Below are 13391 nucleotides of genomic sequence, written 5' to 3'. Positions count from 1 at the left end.
GCATGGTCCCGCACCTCATTACTGCCCTGAACGGCCCCATTAACGAACTCGAGCAGCGCATTCTGGATTTCACGCCGGCTATCGAGCGCTGGTTCCGGCTCGAATGGATGGAGCACACGCCGCCGTTTTACTGCTCGGTGGACATCCGCAACGCCGGTTTCAAGCTGGCGCCGGTAGACACCAACCTGTTTCCCGGCGGCTGGAACAACCTGGCGCCCGAGATGCTGCCGCTGGCGGTACAGGCGGCCATGGCGGCCATTGAAAAAATCTGCCCGGAAGCGCGCAACCTGCTGGTGGTGCCGGAAAACCACCCGCGCAACAGCTTTTATCTGGCCAACGTGCTGCAACTCAAGCGGATTTTTCACCAGGCCGGCCTCAACGTGCGTTTCGGCTCGCTCAGCCCTGACATCAACGAGCCGACCACGCTAAACCTGCCAACCGGCGAGTCCATCACGCTAGAGCCGCTGATCCGCACAGACCGGCGCCTCGGCCTGAAAGACTTCGACCCCTGCACCATTTTGCTGAACAACGACCTGTCGGCGGGCATTCCCGGCATGCTGGAAGACCTGAACGAGCAATACCTGCTGCCGCCGCTGCATGCGGGCTGGTCGGTGCGGCGCAAGTCACGCCATTTCAAGGCTTACGAGGAGGTCGCCAAGCGCTTTGGCAAGTTGCTGGGCATAGACCCCTGGCTCATCAACCCGATGTTCGCGCGCTGCGGCGAGGTCAATTTTTCCGAAGAAACCGGCATGGATTGCCTGACCACCAACGTCGACGCGCTGCTGACCAAGATCAAGCGCAAGTACAAGGAATACGGCATCAACGAAAAGCCCTTTGTCGTGGTCAAGGCCGACAACGGCACCGACGGCATGGGCATCATGACAGTGCACGACGTGAAAGACCTGGCCGCGTTGAACCGCAAGACCAGAAACAAGATGAGTACGACCAAGGACGGCCAGGCGCTGTCCGAAGTCATCATCCAGGAAGGCGTGCTGACCAACGAACGCGTCAACGACGCGGTGGCCGAGCCGGTGGTCTACCTGATGGACCGTTACGTGGTCGGCGGCTTTTACCGTGTGCACGCCGAGCGCGGCGTCGACGAAAACCTCAACGCGCCGGGCGCAAGCTTTGCACCGCTGGCCTTTGCCGACAGCGGCCGGCTGCCGCAGCCCGGTGAAAAACCCGGCTCCAGCAGCCCCAACCGCTTTTACATGTACGGGGTGATTGGCCGGCTCGCCATGCTGGCCGCCAGTTATGAGCTCGAAGCGACCGATCCCAACGCCGAGGTCTACGACTGAGCCGAGTCGCCCGGTGAAAAAGATTTTCGTACTTTTTTATGTCTAAGCCATGATGGACGGGCGCTAGCTGCTATTGAAAAAATAGCAAAATGAGGGCGCCGCAAGCGCCTGTTCTGATTCGGCTACCAGGATTTTTGTTACGAGTTGTTTCTCTGCCACAAATCCCTGTTTTGTCGTGACGCTGCTGGCCGCCGCCCGCAAAATCAGCCAGCCGGGCGCAAAATAGCGTTCCCCAACTTAACCCCGCCCCCATCGCGAGCGGCCGCTTTTGTGCGGTTTGAGCGGCAAAATCATAAATCTTTGTGGCCACCAAAAAATCATCACTCCCGGCGCTCACACTAGGCGCCATAGGTGTCGTTTACGGCGACATCGGAACCAGCGTCCTTTACGCCTTCAAGGAGGTTTTCGTGAGTGGCCATGTGCCGATCACGCAAGCCAACATTCTTGGCGTGTTGTCGCTGTTCTTCTGGACCCTGACCATCGTGGTCTCCATCAAGTACGTCGTGCTGATCATGCGCGCCGACAACAGTGGCGAGGGCGGACTGATGGCCTTGCTGGCGCTGGCCTCGCAGTCGGTCAAGGACCAGCCGCGCCTGCGCAGTGTTCTGCTGATGGTTGGCGTGTTCGGCGTAGCGCTATTTTTTGGTGACGGCATCATCACCCCGGCCATTTCGGTGCTGTCGGCGGTGGAGGGCCTGGAAATCCTGACGCCTGCGGCCAAGCCCTTCGTGGTGCCGATCTCGCTGGTGGTGCTGGTGCTGCTGTTTGCAGTACAGCGCCGGGGCACAGCAGACATCGGCAAGTTCTTCGGTCCCATCACTGTCGTCTGGTTTCTTGCCATCGCCGTTACCGGGGTGTTGCAGATCGTGCAGAACCCGCAGGTGCTGGTGGCGGTGCTGCCGGTGCATGCGCTGCGCTTTGCGTCCGAGCACTACACCGTGGCTTTCATCACGCTGGGTGCGGTGTTTCTGTGCGTCACCGGTGCCGAGGCGCTGTATGCAGACATGGGCCATTTCGGCAAGCTGCCGATCCGGCTGGCCTGGTTCGGTCTGGTGATGCCGTCATTGATGCTCAACTACTTCGGCCAGGGTGCGCTGGTGCTGTCCAACCCCAAAGCGGCGGAAAATCCGTTCTACCTGATGACGCCCGACTGGGCCCTGATGCCCATGGTGGGGCTGGCCACGGCGGCCACCGTGATCGCCTCGCAGGCCCTTATCTCGGGCGCATTTTCGGCGACCAAGCAGACCATCCAGCTTGGTTTTCTGCCGCGCCTGAACATTCTCCACACCTCGATCCGCGACACCGGGCAAATCTATATCCCCGCAGTGAACTGGATGTTGCTGGCCGGGGTCGTCGCTGCGGTGGGCCTGTTCGGCTCGTCTTCCGCGTTGGCCGCAGCCTACGGTATCTCGGTCAGCCTGGTCATGGTTATAACCACGGTGCTGACTTTCTTCGTGGTGCGCTACGGCTGGGGCTACCCGCTGTGGTTGTGCCTCGCGGCCAGCGGCTTCTTTCTCGTGATTGACCTGGCATTTTTTGCGTCCAACTCGCTGAAGATCGCGCAGGGTGGCTGGTTTCCTCTCGTGCTGGCGGGCGCAATGTATACGGTGATGGCTACCTGGAAGCAGGGGCGCCAACTGCTGAACGAAAAGATGCGCAGCGACGCCATCGACTTGCCCAGTTTCCTGGACGCCGTGTTTGTCAGTCCACCGGTTCGGGTGGAAGGCACCGCCGTCTTCATGACCGCCGAGCCGGGCATCGTCCCCAACGCGCTGCTGCACAACCTCAAGCACAACAAGGTGCTGCACTTGCAGAACCTGTTTGTGACGGTGCGCTACCACGAGGTCCCCTGGATTGGCATGAACAAGCGGCTTGAAATTGAAACCCTGGGCCATGACTGCTGGCAAGTTAGCCTGCACTACGGTTTCAAGAACGATCTGGATCTGCCCAGAGCCCTGCAGCAGATCAGGGGTCGCGGCTGCGAACTTGATCCCATGACCACCAGCTACTTCCTGTCGCGCGATGTCGTGATACCGACGCTGGGCAGCGGCATGGCGCCCTGGCGCGAGAAACTGTTCGCGCAGATGCATCACAACGCAAGCGGTGCGGCGGGCTTCCTGAACCTGCCTAATAACGCGGTGGTGGAATTGGGCAGCAAGATCGAGATTTGAGGGCGATTTAGGGTTGCAAGCCAATAGAAATGGGCGCTGACAGCTATTTAATTAATAGCAAGGCGGCGGCGCCAATCCCCTGAGTGGCGTCCCTGCTTCACCCTTGGCCACAGCCGATGCAGCCTTGGTCTCGGGGTCAAGCGCAGGGCGGCGCTGTTTGTACAACAATAGCCACTAGCCCGCGCCTCGCCTGTAAGTCGACTGTGAATCGCCGGCGCCGTCCCACCCCCGCACCACCTCCAAAGCCTTTAAACCCCATGAACATTCTCTTTGTTGCCGACCCGCTTGAGGCGTTCAAGCCCTACAAGGACACCACCTTTGCCATGATGCGCGAGGCGCAAAGGCGCGGTCACCGCGTCAGCGCCTGCGAGCCGCAGAACATCAGCTGGCAAACCGGCGGCCAGGTCACCACCCAGGTACGCCACATCGCGCTGACGGGCGAAGCCGACGCCTGGTTTGTCGCCGATGAAACCCGTCCCGACGGGCTGGCATCCATCGCCAGTTTCGACGCGGTCCTGATGCGCAAGGACCCGCCGTTTGACAGCGAGTATTTTTACAGCACGCATCTGCTCGAGCAGGCCGAGCGCGAGGGCGCCCGGGTCTTCAACCAGCCGCGTGCGCTGCGCGACCACCCTGAGAAGCTGGCGATTCTCGAATTTGCGCAGTTCAGCGGCCCGACGCTGGTGACGCGCAGCGCCGCCGACATCAAGCGCTTTCACGCCGAGCACGGCGACATCATCCTCAAGCCGCTGGACGGCATGGGCGGCATGGGCATTTTCCGCGTCAAGGCCGACGGCCTGAACCTGGGCAGCATCACCGAAACGCTGAACAAGGAGGGCGCGCAAAGCGTGATGGTGCAGAAGTTTCTGCCCGAGATTGCCCAGGGCGACAAGCGCGTGCTGGTGATTGGCGGCAAGCCGGTGCCGTTCAGCCTGGCGCGCATTCCGCAGGGCAGCGAGGTGCGCGGCAACCTGGCCGCTGGTGGCCTGGGCGTGGCGCAACCGCTGACGCCGCGCGACTTTGAAATTGCCGAAGCGCTGGGCCCGGTGCTGGCGGCGCGCGGCTTGCTGCTGGCGGGCGTTGACGTGATTGGCGACTACGTTACCGAGATCAACGTGACCAGTCCGACCTGCTTTCAGGAAATTTTTCAGCAGACCGGCTTTGATGTGGCCGCCATGTTTATCGATGCGCTGGAAGCTGCGCTGGCGGCTGCCTGAAAAATTTCAGACTGCCGCCAGCGCGCCATCCTCAAACACCTTCAGCTCACCGGGCGCAAAAGCGATCCAGTTTTCGTTCGTGGTGAGCGGCGCCGTAACCACCACCGTGACGCGGTCGGTCGGACTGGCGTGTTCGGCAAAGTTCACGCTGAGATCTTCGTCGCTCAGCCGGGCATGGGCAAACGGGTGGCGTCGCTCGACGTACACCAGGCGGGTGCTGGCATGCGCCCACAGCGCCTGGCCGTTGCTCAGCATGAAATTAAACGTGCCGTGGCGGGCAATCTGCGCCGCCAGTTCGCGCAGCGTGATGCTGAGCTCGGCCACGCTGGGCACGCCGGCATGCGACTTGACCAGCTCCTGCATGATCCAGCAAAAAGCGCGCTCGCTGTCGGTGTTGCCGACCGGCCGGAAGCTGCCGTGCAGCCGGGGCGTAAAACCCTGCAGGTCGCCATTGTGCGCAAACACCCAGTAGCGGCCCCACAACTCGCGCACGAAGGGGTGGCAGTTTTCCAGCGCCACTCGCCCTTGAGTTGCCTTGCGGATGTGCGCAATGACGTTGCGGCTTTTGATCGGGTAGCGGCCAATCAGCTCGGCCACCGGTGAGGCGCTGGCCGGCAGGTGGTCGACAAAATGGCGCAGGCCCTTGTCGCAGCCTGCGCTGCCGGGGCTACCGTCGCCCTCGAAAAAGGCAATGCCCCAGCCGTCCGCATGGTCGTCGGTGCGGCCGCCGCGCTGCGCAAAGCCGCGAAAGCTGAAGGTCACGTCGGTCGGCGCGTTGCAGTTCATGCCGAGCAGCTGGCACATGCTTAGTCTCTCGGCTCCGTCCAGAGCTTGCCGCCGGTGGCCCAGTTCTCGCGCTTGATGTCGCTGATGAGAATGTCGACGGAGTCGCTCTGGCCGCCGAGAATTTCAACGCTGATGCGGGTGATGGCCTCGACCAGTTGCTTTTTCTGCTCGATGCTGCGGCCTTCGAGCATTTCTACGTGGTAGGTGGGCATGGTTTCCTTGATTGATTGAATCGGGTTGTTGGTACATGCCTAGTTTAAAAGCAGGGGCGCGCGACAGGCTTTGGGTAACCGATTTATCTGGCAAATAACCTTCTAGCTCAATAGCAACGGGCGTAAGCTGCTATTGATTTCATATTGAATAGCTGTCGCCCGCTTCGTTTTCTGACAAATGCTGGGCCGGGGCCTCGGGCATGAGGTCGCCGAGAGCGCGCTGATACGACAGCAGATCGGACTGGTAGCAACTGCAGGAAAGCCGCAGCAGCCCGGTTTCGTCCAGCAGCATCACGTAGCCCGGGCTGTAGCTGATCAGGCCGCGTTTTTGAAACAGGCCGGCAATCCGCGTCACGCTTTCGCGCCGCACGCCCAGCATGGCGGCCAGTACTTCGTGGGTCAGGAAAACCTCGATGGACTGCGCCCGGTCACGCGCCATCAGCAGCCAGCGCGCCAGCCGCTGCTCGACCGAGTGGTAGTTCAGGCAAGCGGCTTGCTGCGCCAGATGGGTTTGGCGCACACCTACGTAGCGATTGAGGATGTCGCGCAAATCGAGGTCTTCACTGAGCAAGTGCTGCAGTGCCGTCCGGTGTATGCAATAGGCCCGCCCGCTGCGCTGGACTTTGCAGGTAAGCGCCGAAGTGTTGCCGCCCAGCACCATCGAGGTGCCGACCATGCCCTCATTGCCAACCAACGCCACCTGCACATCGGGTGCGTCCAATACCGGCAAGACGGCGGAGATAAAGCTGTCCATCGGAAAGTGGGCGTACTCAAGCGGCGCGCCGGATTCAATCAGCACTTTATGTAGCTTGAGCTCCACCAGCTCACAGTGTGTAAGAAGTACCCCACGCTGTCGCGCCGGCAAGGCCGAGATCAGGCGGTTCGCCAGAGAAAGATCTTTTTGAAGCATCAAACTTCCCCTTGGACTTGGCGGTTGAACCGGGGCCGGTTCAATCCAGAAAACGCGCATGTGTTTTTCTGCTTTCCCCCTACTGATTACACCGGAGCACACGGCGCCTGTTTGTTTCCCGTTGGAAACCATTGGTGAAAACTTTATCAAAACGTTTTTTTTTGCGTCAAGGCGCAGACAACCGGTCTAGGTCGGGCTTGAAATTTAATGGGATCCAATCAAAAATCCAGGAATGCAAGGAAATTGGACCGTGCGGTTGCTCACCGCACTGTTGTGGGTTTTGGCTGCGGCCAGCGTGGTGTATTGGGGTTTACGCCTGATGGGCCGTGGCGCGGCCCCGCGAGTGCCCGCTGCTTTCGTTCAGGCTCCGACTGCTGACCCCACCGCGCGCCAGGCTGTCGTGGCCCGGCTGCTCGGCGCCCAGCCTGCCGCAGCCGTACCTGCAGCGGCCGCAATAAATCGATTTGTGCTGTCAGGGGTGATTGCCACCAGCGAAAGCGGTGGCGGGGCGGTGCTGGTGTCGGTTGATGGCCAGCCGCCGCGTCCGCTGGCGGTTGGCACAGAAATCGCGCCTGGCTTCGTGGTTCAGGAAGTCAGCCGGCGCGAGGCCATTGTGAGCGACGGCGCGCAGCTGCGCATTGTCTTAAAGCTCCCTACAGAGGCGGCCGCCAGCGCTGCTGCGCCGGCGCCCCTGCCAGGCGCGCCCACCATTCAACGCACGCCCATTCCGCTGCCGCCGTCAGCGCCGCCGCCAGCACCAAAACCGCCACCAGCGCGACAGTCGAAAGTGTTCGCGCCGAACGGCGATGGCGCTTCGCCTTCAACCGGGCCGCCGGTCGTCGCGCCGAACGGCGCCATTCCGGCTGTGCGGGGAAACCCGGCGCTTAATCCGGCCGAAGCGTCATCGGCAGCCGGCAGGCGCGCTCCTTGAGCGCGTGGGGATTCAGCTTTCGCGGCAGAGCGGGCCGGCTAGAGCGGGCTATTCGAAGGCGCTCACACTGACGCCGTACTGCTCGGCAAAAGTCTTCAGAATGCGCGCAATCTGCGCGTCCTGCAGCGTCGTCACCAGCTCGACCAGCTTGTGGTCAGCGCCTTTGTGACTGTCACTGACCAGCACGCGGGCATTGCTGTCCTCGGCCCTCAGGCCTTGTTGCAGCAGGGGCTCGAGCGCGCCCATGACTTTGTCGCGCTGCGCCTGCGCGGTGCCTGAGTTGGCGCTGTACTGCACCGCAAAAGAGTAGTTGGTTTTCATGGGGGGTTGCGTTCCTTGACTGATCGCCTGGGCCACCTCAGTTTGCCAAAGCGGGCCGGCGCCAGGCGTCGGACGGGGCCGCGCGCCAGCACCGGAGCGCGTCCTGCCAACCCCTTTAAGCTGCGATTTTCAGCTTAAGCAAGGCCGTGCTGGTCCAGGTTTTTCATCTCCCAGGCAATCCGCACCAGTTCTCCCTTGAGCTGCATACGCGCCGCCTGGTCCAGCCCGGCCAGGCTGTGTGGCAGGCTCATGTTGCGCGGCGAAATCGCCTGGCCTTTTGAGGCAAACACGATGGCGTTGCTTTTTTCCTCAGCCAGCACTTCAACCGCGTTGCCGCCAAAGCTGCGGCTGATGCGGTCTGCCAGCACCGGGTAGTCGGGGTGGTCGTAATGCAGGTTGACCGCCAGTACGCCGCCCTCGGCCAGCGCGGCAAAGCAGTCGTCATAAAAGCGCTGCGAGCACAGGGCGGGTGGCTGGCCCTCCTGGTCAAAGCCATCGACCAGCAACACATCGAAGTCAGGGTTTTCGCCTTGCGCGTTTTGCAGATAAAGCGCCCCGTCGGCGGCGACCACGGTGAAGCGTTCGTCGTCGTCAGGGATCTGGAATTCGCGCCGCAGCGCAATCACGTAGGGGTTGATCTCCAGCACCGTCATTTTGCTTGCCGGCAGCTGGCGGTAACAGAATTTGGCGAGCGAGCCGCCGCCCAGGCCAATCATGCAGATATGCACAGGCGCCGGCCGGAACAGCAGAAATCCCATCATGGTGCGGGTGTAGTCAACCTCCAGGCGCCAGGGCATGCGTGTCAGCATGCGGCTTTGCAGTTCGCCCAGCGTGAAATGCAGCGACTTGGCCGCGCCGTCGTTACGCACAAAGGGCTGGACAAACTGCAACGACAAAAAATCGCCGGGCTGCGCGGGCGCCATCAGCGCGCTGTCTGGGGACGTGGCGACGTCAGCTTTCACCGCAGCCCCGCCACGCAGGGACCGTGCTGCAACAAAAATGGAATGGAAAAGGGGGAAGGGGGAAAGGGCATGAAACGGCGCCGGGCAGCAAGCCAGACCACCCTATTATCGGCGCGCTATGGCAAGGGCCAAAGAGGAAATAAGCTGCTTGACGGCAGCCGCGGCAGCGAAAAACTGATTAAATGGGCCTGTAGCCCTTTAAGTACGGGCGCAAATAGCTATCGAATTAATAGCATACTAAGTTCGCGACGGTCCAGCCGATTTAACGCGCGCGGCCAAAATGGAAGCCGAAAGGTCGTCAGGCAGGCTCACTGCGCCGGCGGCGCTGCCGCTTTCATCACGCCGTCCAGCGCCTGCGCAACCACGCCGTGCGTCTCGACCGGGCGCAGCAGGCGCGCATTGAGGAGACGCTCGCAGCTGCGCCGGGTCATGGAATGCGCCTGGCCGCCGTGGCTGACAAACATGAACAGCATAGCCTGGCTGCTGGCCCAGACCAGCTGGGCGCGCAGCCAGCGCTGGCGTGAATACAGGTCGACCCAGCTGCCTGGCCGCAGGCTCAGCAGCAGCGCTTCGGCGTCGCTGAGGCCGCTAGCTGGGTTGACAGGAGCGCTTGCCGGTGGCGCAGCGTCCGGCGGCGCCATCGCCTCGGCAAGCGGCGCTGCGGGATCGGTTGCTGCGCTGACTGCCGTAGTTGGCGCCAGCAAAGATTCAGCCGCCGCTGCGGGCCCTTCCTGCCCTTCCTGCTCCTTTTGCCGCGGCGCCAGTTCATCAAAGTCGGTCGGCAGCGTGTCTTCAAAGCCGGCGGCGTCGAGCTCGTCACGCGCCAGCCAGGGCAGCGGCGCCGCCTTGGCGCGGCGCTGCTCGGGCGTGGCCGCCGGTGCTTCGGGCGGCAGCGCCGGCGCATCCGGTTCGTCGGCATCACGCTGACTTTTCAGGCGGCGCAGCTTGAGCACCGGCCGGTGCAGGTTCATCAAGGCCGCAAAAAACGCTTCGCTCTCGCGCGGCTGCTGGCCCAGCAACTGCAGTCCGGCCTGCAATTGGCCCAGCAGAGTAGGGATCATCGCGATCAGCTTGGCCGGCTGGCGCAGCGTGACGTCGCGCTTGACGCTCCACAGCAGATCGGGCACGACTGAGCCAAAGCCCAGCGGGTCGACCTGCTGGCGCGTGTCAGTCAGCCTGGCATGCGCCATCGCCAGCGCCCAGGGGCCGAACAGAAAATCCAGCACCAGACCCGGTACCTTGTCCAGGTCCGAACGCGCACTGAGCGTCAGGGCAATCTGGTCGGCCCGGGTCTGGCGCTCCTCGGCAAAACGCAGCGCCTGCAGCGCGTGCTGGCGCTGCTGCGCCTCTAGCTGGTCTTGCCCGTCCCAGCCGTCCTGCAACGCCGCCAGCGCCCCTTCAAACGGCCGCGCATCTTCAATGACCTGCCCGTTGAGCGCGTTGAAGGCGGCCGCCACCGGCTCGAAAAAGGTCAGAAATTCGCTGCTGAATTCATCGTTGTACTTGAAGCTGCGCTGCGCCACGCGCTCAAGCAGGCGGCGCCCGGCGTGGTGCTCGTCGCTGAAAAAGCGCGGGTCGCGCATCGCCAGGCGCAGCAGCGACGGCTCCAGCGCCACGATGGCTTCGCGCAGCGGTGGCAGCAAGCGCGGGTCTTGCGCCACCTGGCCGACCAGCTTGCGCACTACCTCCAGGCCCAGCACCTGGCCGACCTGCCGGGCGTCTTTTTTAAGCTGCGTGCGCACGATGGCGCGCTCGCGCGCCCGGCCAAAGGCGCCCCACAGCTGCTGGCTCAGCGCGCTACGCTCATCGACAGGGCGCGCGGGACGCTCAGGCGGCGGCAGGCTGCGGTAGTCCGATGGCGTCTCGGCTTCCTCATCCAGTGCCGCATCAGCTGCCGCAGCGGGCGCTGCCGGCACCGGCTCGCGCGCCGCTTTCAGCGCCGTCAGTTCTTCCTCGATGGTGGCGTAGTAAGCCGGTGCCAGGCCGTGGTGCGCCCGGCTGCCATCATTAAACAAAAAGTCCTGCAGCAATTCGTGCTGGATGTCGTCGTCCGACAGGTCGGCGTAGTGCGAGGGCGGCGGCGCCATCGGCTCGTCAGACAGATAGCCGCCCGGGCCCGCGCCGCCACCGCCCGAACCGGTGTCAGCCGCGGCCTGGCCGGTGCCGCGCCGCCCGGCGACGCTGGCAGGCGTCGGCAGCACGCGGTAGCTCGCACCCCGCACCTGGGCCAGCTCAAGCTGGTTGACGATGCGCTCATACAAGCGCTGCAGTTCGCGCCCCAGCGGGTCGGCCAAATAGCGCAGCCAAAGCGCCTGGGTGGACGGTTTCACCGCGCTGGCGGCGACCAGTTCGCGCAGCGCCTGCGCGAAGGCCTGCGGTCGCAGCGGATTGAGCTCCGGCCTGACATTGGGCAGGCCCTGCACGCCGCTCATCAGCGTGTCGAGTTCAGCCAGCGTGTGCTGTAGCACCGGCAAAATTTGCTGCAGCAAACGCGACGATTCAATCGCCTGCGCCACGTCAGCGTCATCGACCAGAGAAAGATCGCCGTGGGACAACGCTGCGGCCGTGTCAGGCGGCAGCGCACCCGGCGACGGGGCCTGCGTCACACCGGCATGAAAGAGGACCAGCAGCGCGGCCGGGTAGTGCTCGCGCCAGGCCGCCTGCTGGTCCAGCAAGCCGCGCCAGGCCGCCGCTAGCGCATCGCGCTCGACCAGCTTCAGGCTTTGGGTTTCCGCCACCTGCAGCGCCGCCACCGCGTCCTCAATACAGCGCTTCAGCGCTGGCCAGGCCGCCTGGGCCGCCTGCTGGAGGCAGGATTGCAGAATGTCAGGTTGCGCTGTCATGTGTTTCGAAGGGTACCGCAGAATTTGACCGCCTGCGGGTGGTGCGCCACCACCCGCGCGGGCCTCCATAAAACCGCTGCGGCCGCTGTCGTTTCCCGGAAAAGTAATCAAATAAGCCTCTAGACCAGCGCGGATGGGCGTTAACAGCTATCTAATTGATAGCGCCCTGCGCTGATCTGCAAAGCCAGGGCGCGCAATGGATGCCTGCTGGTACCGCATGACCTGGTGACGCAGCACCGCCGGGACAGGCGGCTGGTAGACTTTTTTTCATGTTTGAAATGTCAACCCTATCCTGAAGTGCCCGACCATGAGCGAAAAAATTGGACGTAACGACCCCTGCCCCTGCGGCAGTGGCAAGAAGTACAAGCACTGCTGCGGCCAACCGGCGGCGCCTGCGGCAGCCCCGGCCGGGTCGCATGAGGGTGCGATTGCGCTTGCGATGGCCTGGCTGGCGCAGCACCATCGCAAGGGCTTTGCCGCGGCATTGCAAACGGGGATGGACGACGCGGTCCTGGAGATATGCGACGACAACGAAGACGAAGCGCGCGCTGCCATGGCCGGCCTGGATGTGGCAGTGCGGCAGGCCCTCCATATCAACCTCGTCGAATGGCTGCTGGCCGAGGGCGACATTCAGGTCAAGGACGGGCGGCAACGCGTCGCCGAGTTGTTGCTGGGCCCGCGCGGGCCGCTGCTGTCAACCGGCCAGCGCGCCTGGCTGGAGCAGCATGCGCGCCGGCCGCTGCGCCTGTACGACGTGACCGAGGTGGTGCCCGGCGTGGGTGTTACTGTGTGCGACGCGCTGGCTACCGACCAGCCGCCGCTGGTGGTGGACGAGCGCGCCGGCAGCCAGTCAATGCAGGCGGGCAACCAGATCGGCGCGCGCGTGATGGCAGTGGGCGGGCGGCACCAGTTTTCCGGCGCGATCTATCCGTTCTCGGCCTGGGCCGGGCGCGCCGTTCAGGCCAAGCTGCGCGAGCAGGCTGCTGTTCCCAACCTGCACGAGGAAGACGACATTCTCATGGCCGGACTCACAATCATCGAGAGCTGGCTGGCGCAGCATCTGCGGCCCGAACCGCTACCAGAAATCATTGACCGCCATTCCGGCGAGCCGCTGCTGTTCATCTCTGACCACTACGCTGTGCGGGACTGGGACGCGCTCACTGCCGCGCTGAAAAGAGAGCCGGAGGTGGAGGGCGATCGCGAAGCGGGCTGGAATCTCTTGCTCGATTGCGACGACGGTAACACCCGCTCGCTAGCCACCATCAACGCCAAGCCGGGTGGCGACCGCGTGAGTGTGTCGTACAAGACGGCCACGCTGGCCGAACAGGGCCGCGCCTGGTTCGACGTGCTGGCCGGGGGCTCGGTGAAGTTTGAACTGCGCGAAGTGTCCGACCCCAAGGCGCTGATGTCGCGCATGGAGGGACAGGCGATGCCGCAAGCGAAAACAGCTTCAAACATGCCAGCGGGACTTGATGCCGAGACCCTGGCCGGCGCCGTCGAAACTGCCATCAAGCGCAGCTACAAGAACTGGGCGGACGAAGCCATTCCCATACTGGAAGGGCGCACGCCGCGTCAGGCGATCCAGAGCGCGCCAGGGCTGGAGCGCGTCAAGGGCCTGCTGCGCAGCTATGAAGACGGCGAAACGCAGCAGGCCGCGCAGCAGGGGCGCCGCGCCATTTCCTACCAGTTCTTGTGGGATGCGCTGGGGCTTCGGCGATAGCTGGACGGCTGTTTCAACCA

At 63.4% G+C, this 13391-nt stretch carries 12 protein-coding genes; 5 read left to right on the top strand and 7 right to left on the bottom strand.

Annotation, left to right across the window (positions count from 1 at the left end; genetic code table 11):
- Positions 1 to 2: 2 nt before the first annotated feature.
- Positions 3 to 1298: a glutamate--cysteine ligase gene (gene gshA, locus HHJ18_RS15355; protein ID WP_296916727.1), complete on the top strand. Its 1296-nt coding sequence runs from the start codon at positions 3 to 5 to the stop codon at positions 1296 to 1298.
- Positions 1299 to 1368: 70 nt separating this feature from the next.
- Here gshA and HHJ18_RS15350 read toward each other — a convergent pair whose 3' ends face one another.
- The gene (locus HHJ18_RS15350; protein ID WP_296916726.1) at positions 1369 to 1608 is read right to left on the bottom strand and encodes a hypothetical protein; all 240 of its coding nucleotides are present in this window, start codon (positions 1606 to 1608) and stop codon (positions 1369 to 1371) included.
- Between HHJ18_RS15350 and HHJ18_RS15345 the strand changes: the two genes are divergently transcribed.
- Together HHJ18_RS15345 and gshB are read left to right on the top strand one after the other, a co-directional pair.
- Positions 1601 to 3469: a potassium transporter Kup gene (locus HHJ18_RS15345; RefSeq protein ID WP_296916725.1), complete on the top strand. Its 1869-nt coding sequence runs from the start codon at positions 1601 to 1603 to the stop codon at positions 3467 to 3469. The two genes, HHJ18_RS15350 and HHJ18_RS15345, sit on opposite strands and share 8 nt — an antisense overlap.
- 257 nt (positions 3470 to 3726) lie before the next feature.
- Positions 3727 to 4686 carry a glutathione synthase gene (gene gshB, locus HHJ18_RS15340; protein ID WP_296916724.1) on the top strand — a complete coding sequence of 320 codons (960 nt, stop codon included), beginning with the start codon at positions 3727 to 3729 and terminating at the stop codon, positions 4684 to 4686.
- Positions 4687 to 4692: 6 nt separating this feature from the next.
- Here the strand turns inward: gshB and HHJ18_RS15335 are convergent, their stop codons facing one another.
- The 3 genes from HHJ18_RS15335 to HHJ18_RS15325 form a co-directional block, all read right to left on the bottom strand.
- Complete coding sequence (locus HHJ18_RS15335; RefSeq protein WP_296916723.1) at positions 4693 to 5490, bottom strand: class II glutamine amidotransferase; 798 nt, start codon at positions 5488 to 5490, stop codon at positions 4693 to 4695.
- A gap of 2 nt (positions 5491 to 5492) precedes the next feature.
- Positions 5493 to 5684: a 4-oxalocrotonate tautomerase gene (locus tag HHJ18_RS15330; protein WP_296916722.1), complete on the bottom strand. Its 192-nt coding sequence runs from the start codon at positions 5682 to 5684 to the stop codon at positions 5493 to 5495.
- Positions 5685 to 5823: 139 nt separating this feature from the next.
- Complete coding sequence (locus HHJ18_RS15325; RefSeq protein WP_296916721.1) at positions 5824 to 6594, bottom strand: Crp/Fnr family transcriptional regulator; 771 nt, start codon at positions 6592 to 6594, stop codon at positions 5824 to 5826.
- Between the two features lie 250 nt (positions 6595 to 6844).
- Between HHJ18_RS15325 and HHJ18_RS15320 the strand changes: the two genes are divergently transcribed.
- Complete coding sequence (locus HHJ18_RS15320; protein WP_296916720.1) at positions 6845 to 7525, top strand: hypothetical protein; 681 nt, start codon at positions 6845 to 6847, stop codon at positions 7523 to 7525.
- Positions 7526 to 7573: 48 nt separating this feature from the next.
- On the opposite strand, the gene HHJ18_RS15315 is transcribed toward HHJ18_RS15320, so the two are convergent.
- The 3 genes from HHJ18_RS15315 to HHJ18_RS15305 all read right to left on the bottom strand — a co-directional run bounded on the left by HHJ18_RS15315 (position 7574) and on the right by HHJ18_RS15305 (position 11651).
- Entirely contained in the window at positions 7574 to 7846 is a 273-nt protein-coding gene (locus HHJ18_RS15315) for a hypothetical protein (RefSeq protein WP_296916719.1), read from the bottom strand.
- Positions 7847 to 7980: 134 nt separating this feature from the next.
- Positions 7981 to 8808 (bottom strand): fused MFS/spermidine synthase, encoded by an 828-nt coding sequence (locus HHJ18_RS15310; RefSeq protein ID WP_296916718.1) that lies wholly within the window; start codon positions 8806 to 8808, stop codon positions 7981 to 7983.
- A gap of 308 nt (positions 8809 to 9116) precedes the next feature.
- The gene (locus HHJ18_RS15305) at positions 9117 to 11651 is read right to left on the bottom strand and encodes a DUF1631 family protein (RefSeq protein WP_296916717.1); all 2535 of its coding nucleotides are present in this window, start codon (positions 11649 to 11651) and stop codon (positions 9117 to 9119) included.
- Positions 11652 to 11958: 307 nt separating this feature from the next.
- Here HHJ18_RS15305 and HHJ18_RS15300 point away from each other — a divergent pair, with 307 nt between their 5' ends.
- Positions 11959 to 13371, top strand: a complete 1413-nt coding sequence (locus HHJ18_RS15300) for an SEC-C metal-binding domain-containing protein (protein ID WP_296916716.1) — start codon at positions 11959 to 11961, stop codon at positions 13369 to 13371.
- Positions 13372 to 13391: the final 20 nt, after the last annotated feature.

The sequence above is a fragment of the Polaromonas sp. genome, assembly GCF_012927455.1.
In the GTDB taxonomy this organism is placed as follows: Bacteria; Pseudomonadota; Gammaproteobacteria; order Burkholderiales; family Burkholderiaceae_C; genus Polaromonas.
The sequence above is the reverse complement of the archived record's forward strand: the minus strand, read 5'-3'. Positions and strand labels throughout refer to the sequence as shown.

Bases quoted from the DNA above. Each gene is read 5' to 3' on its own strand.
- HHJ18_RS15305 (WP_296916717.1), bottom strand. From the start codon at position 11,651: ATGACAGCGCAACCTGACATTCTGCAATCCTGCCTCCAGCAGGCGGCC.
- gshA (WP_296916727.1), top strand. From the start codon at position 3: ATGGTCCCGCACCTCATTACTGCCCTGAACGGCCCCATTAACGAACTC.
- gshB (WP_296916724.1), top strand. From the start codon at position 3,727: ATGAACATTCTCTTTGTTGCCGACCCGCTTGAGGCGTTCAAGCCCTAC.
- HHJ18_RS15335 (WP_296916723.1), bottom strand. From the start codon at position 5,490: ATGTGCCAGCTGCTCGGCATGAACTGCAACGCGCCGACCGACGTGACC.
- HHJ18_RS15330 (WP_296916722.1), bottom strand. From the start codon at position 5,684: ATGCCCACCTACCACGTAGAAATGCTCGAAGGCCGCAGCATCGAGCAG.
- HHJ18_RS15325 (WP_296916721.1), bottom strand. From the start codon at position 6,594: ATGCTTCAAAAAGATCTTTCTCTGGCGAACCGCCTGATCTCGGCCTTG.
- HHJ18_RS15315 (WP_296916719.1), bottom strand. From the start codon at position 7,846: ATGAAAACCAACTACTCTTTTGCGGTGCAGTACAGCGCCAACTCAGGC.
- HHJ18_RS15300 (WP_296916716.1), top strand. From the start codon at position 11,959: ATGAGCGAAAAAATTGGACGTAACGACCCCTGCCCCTGCGGCAGTGGC.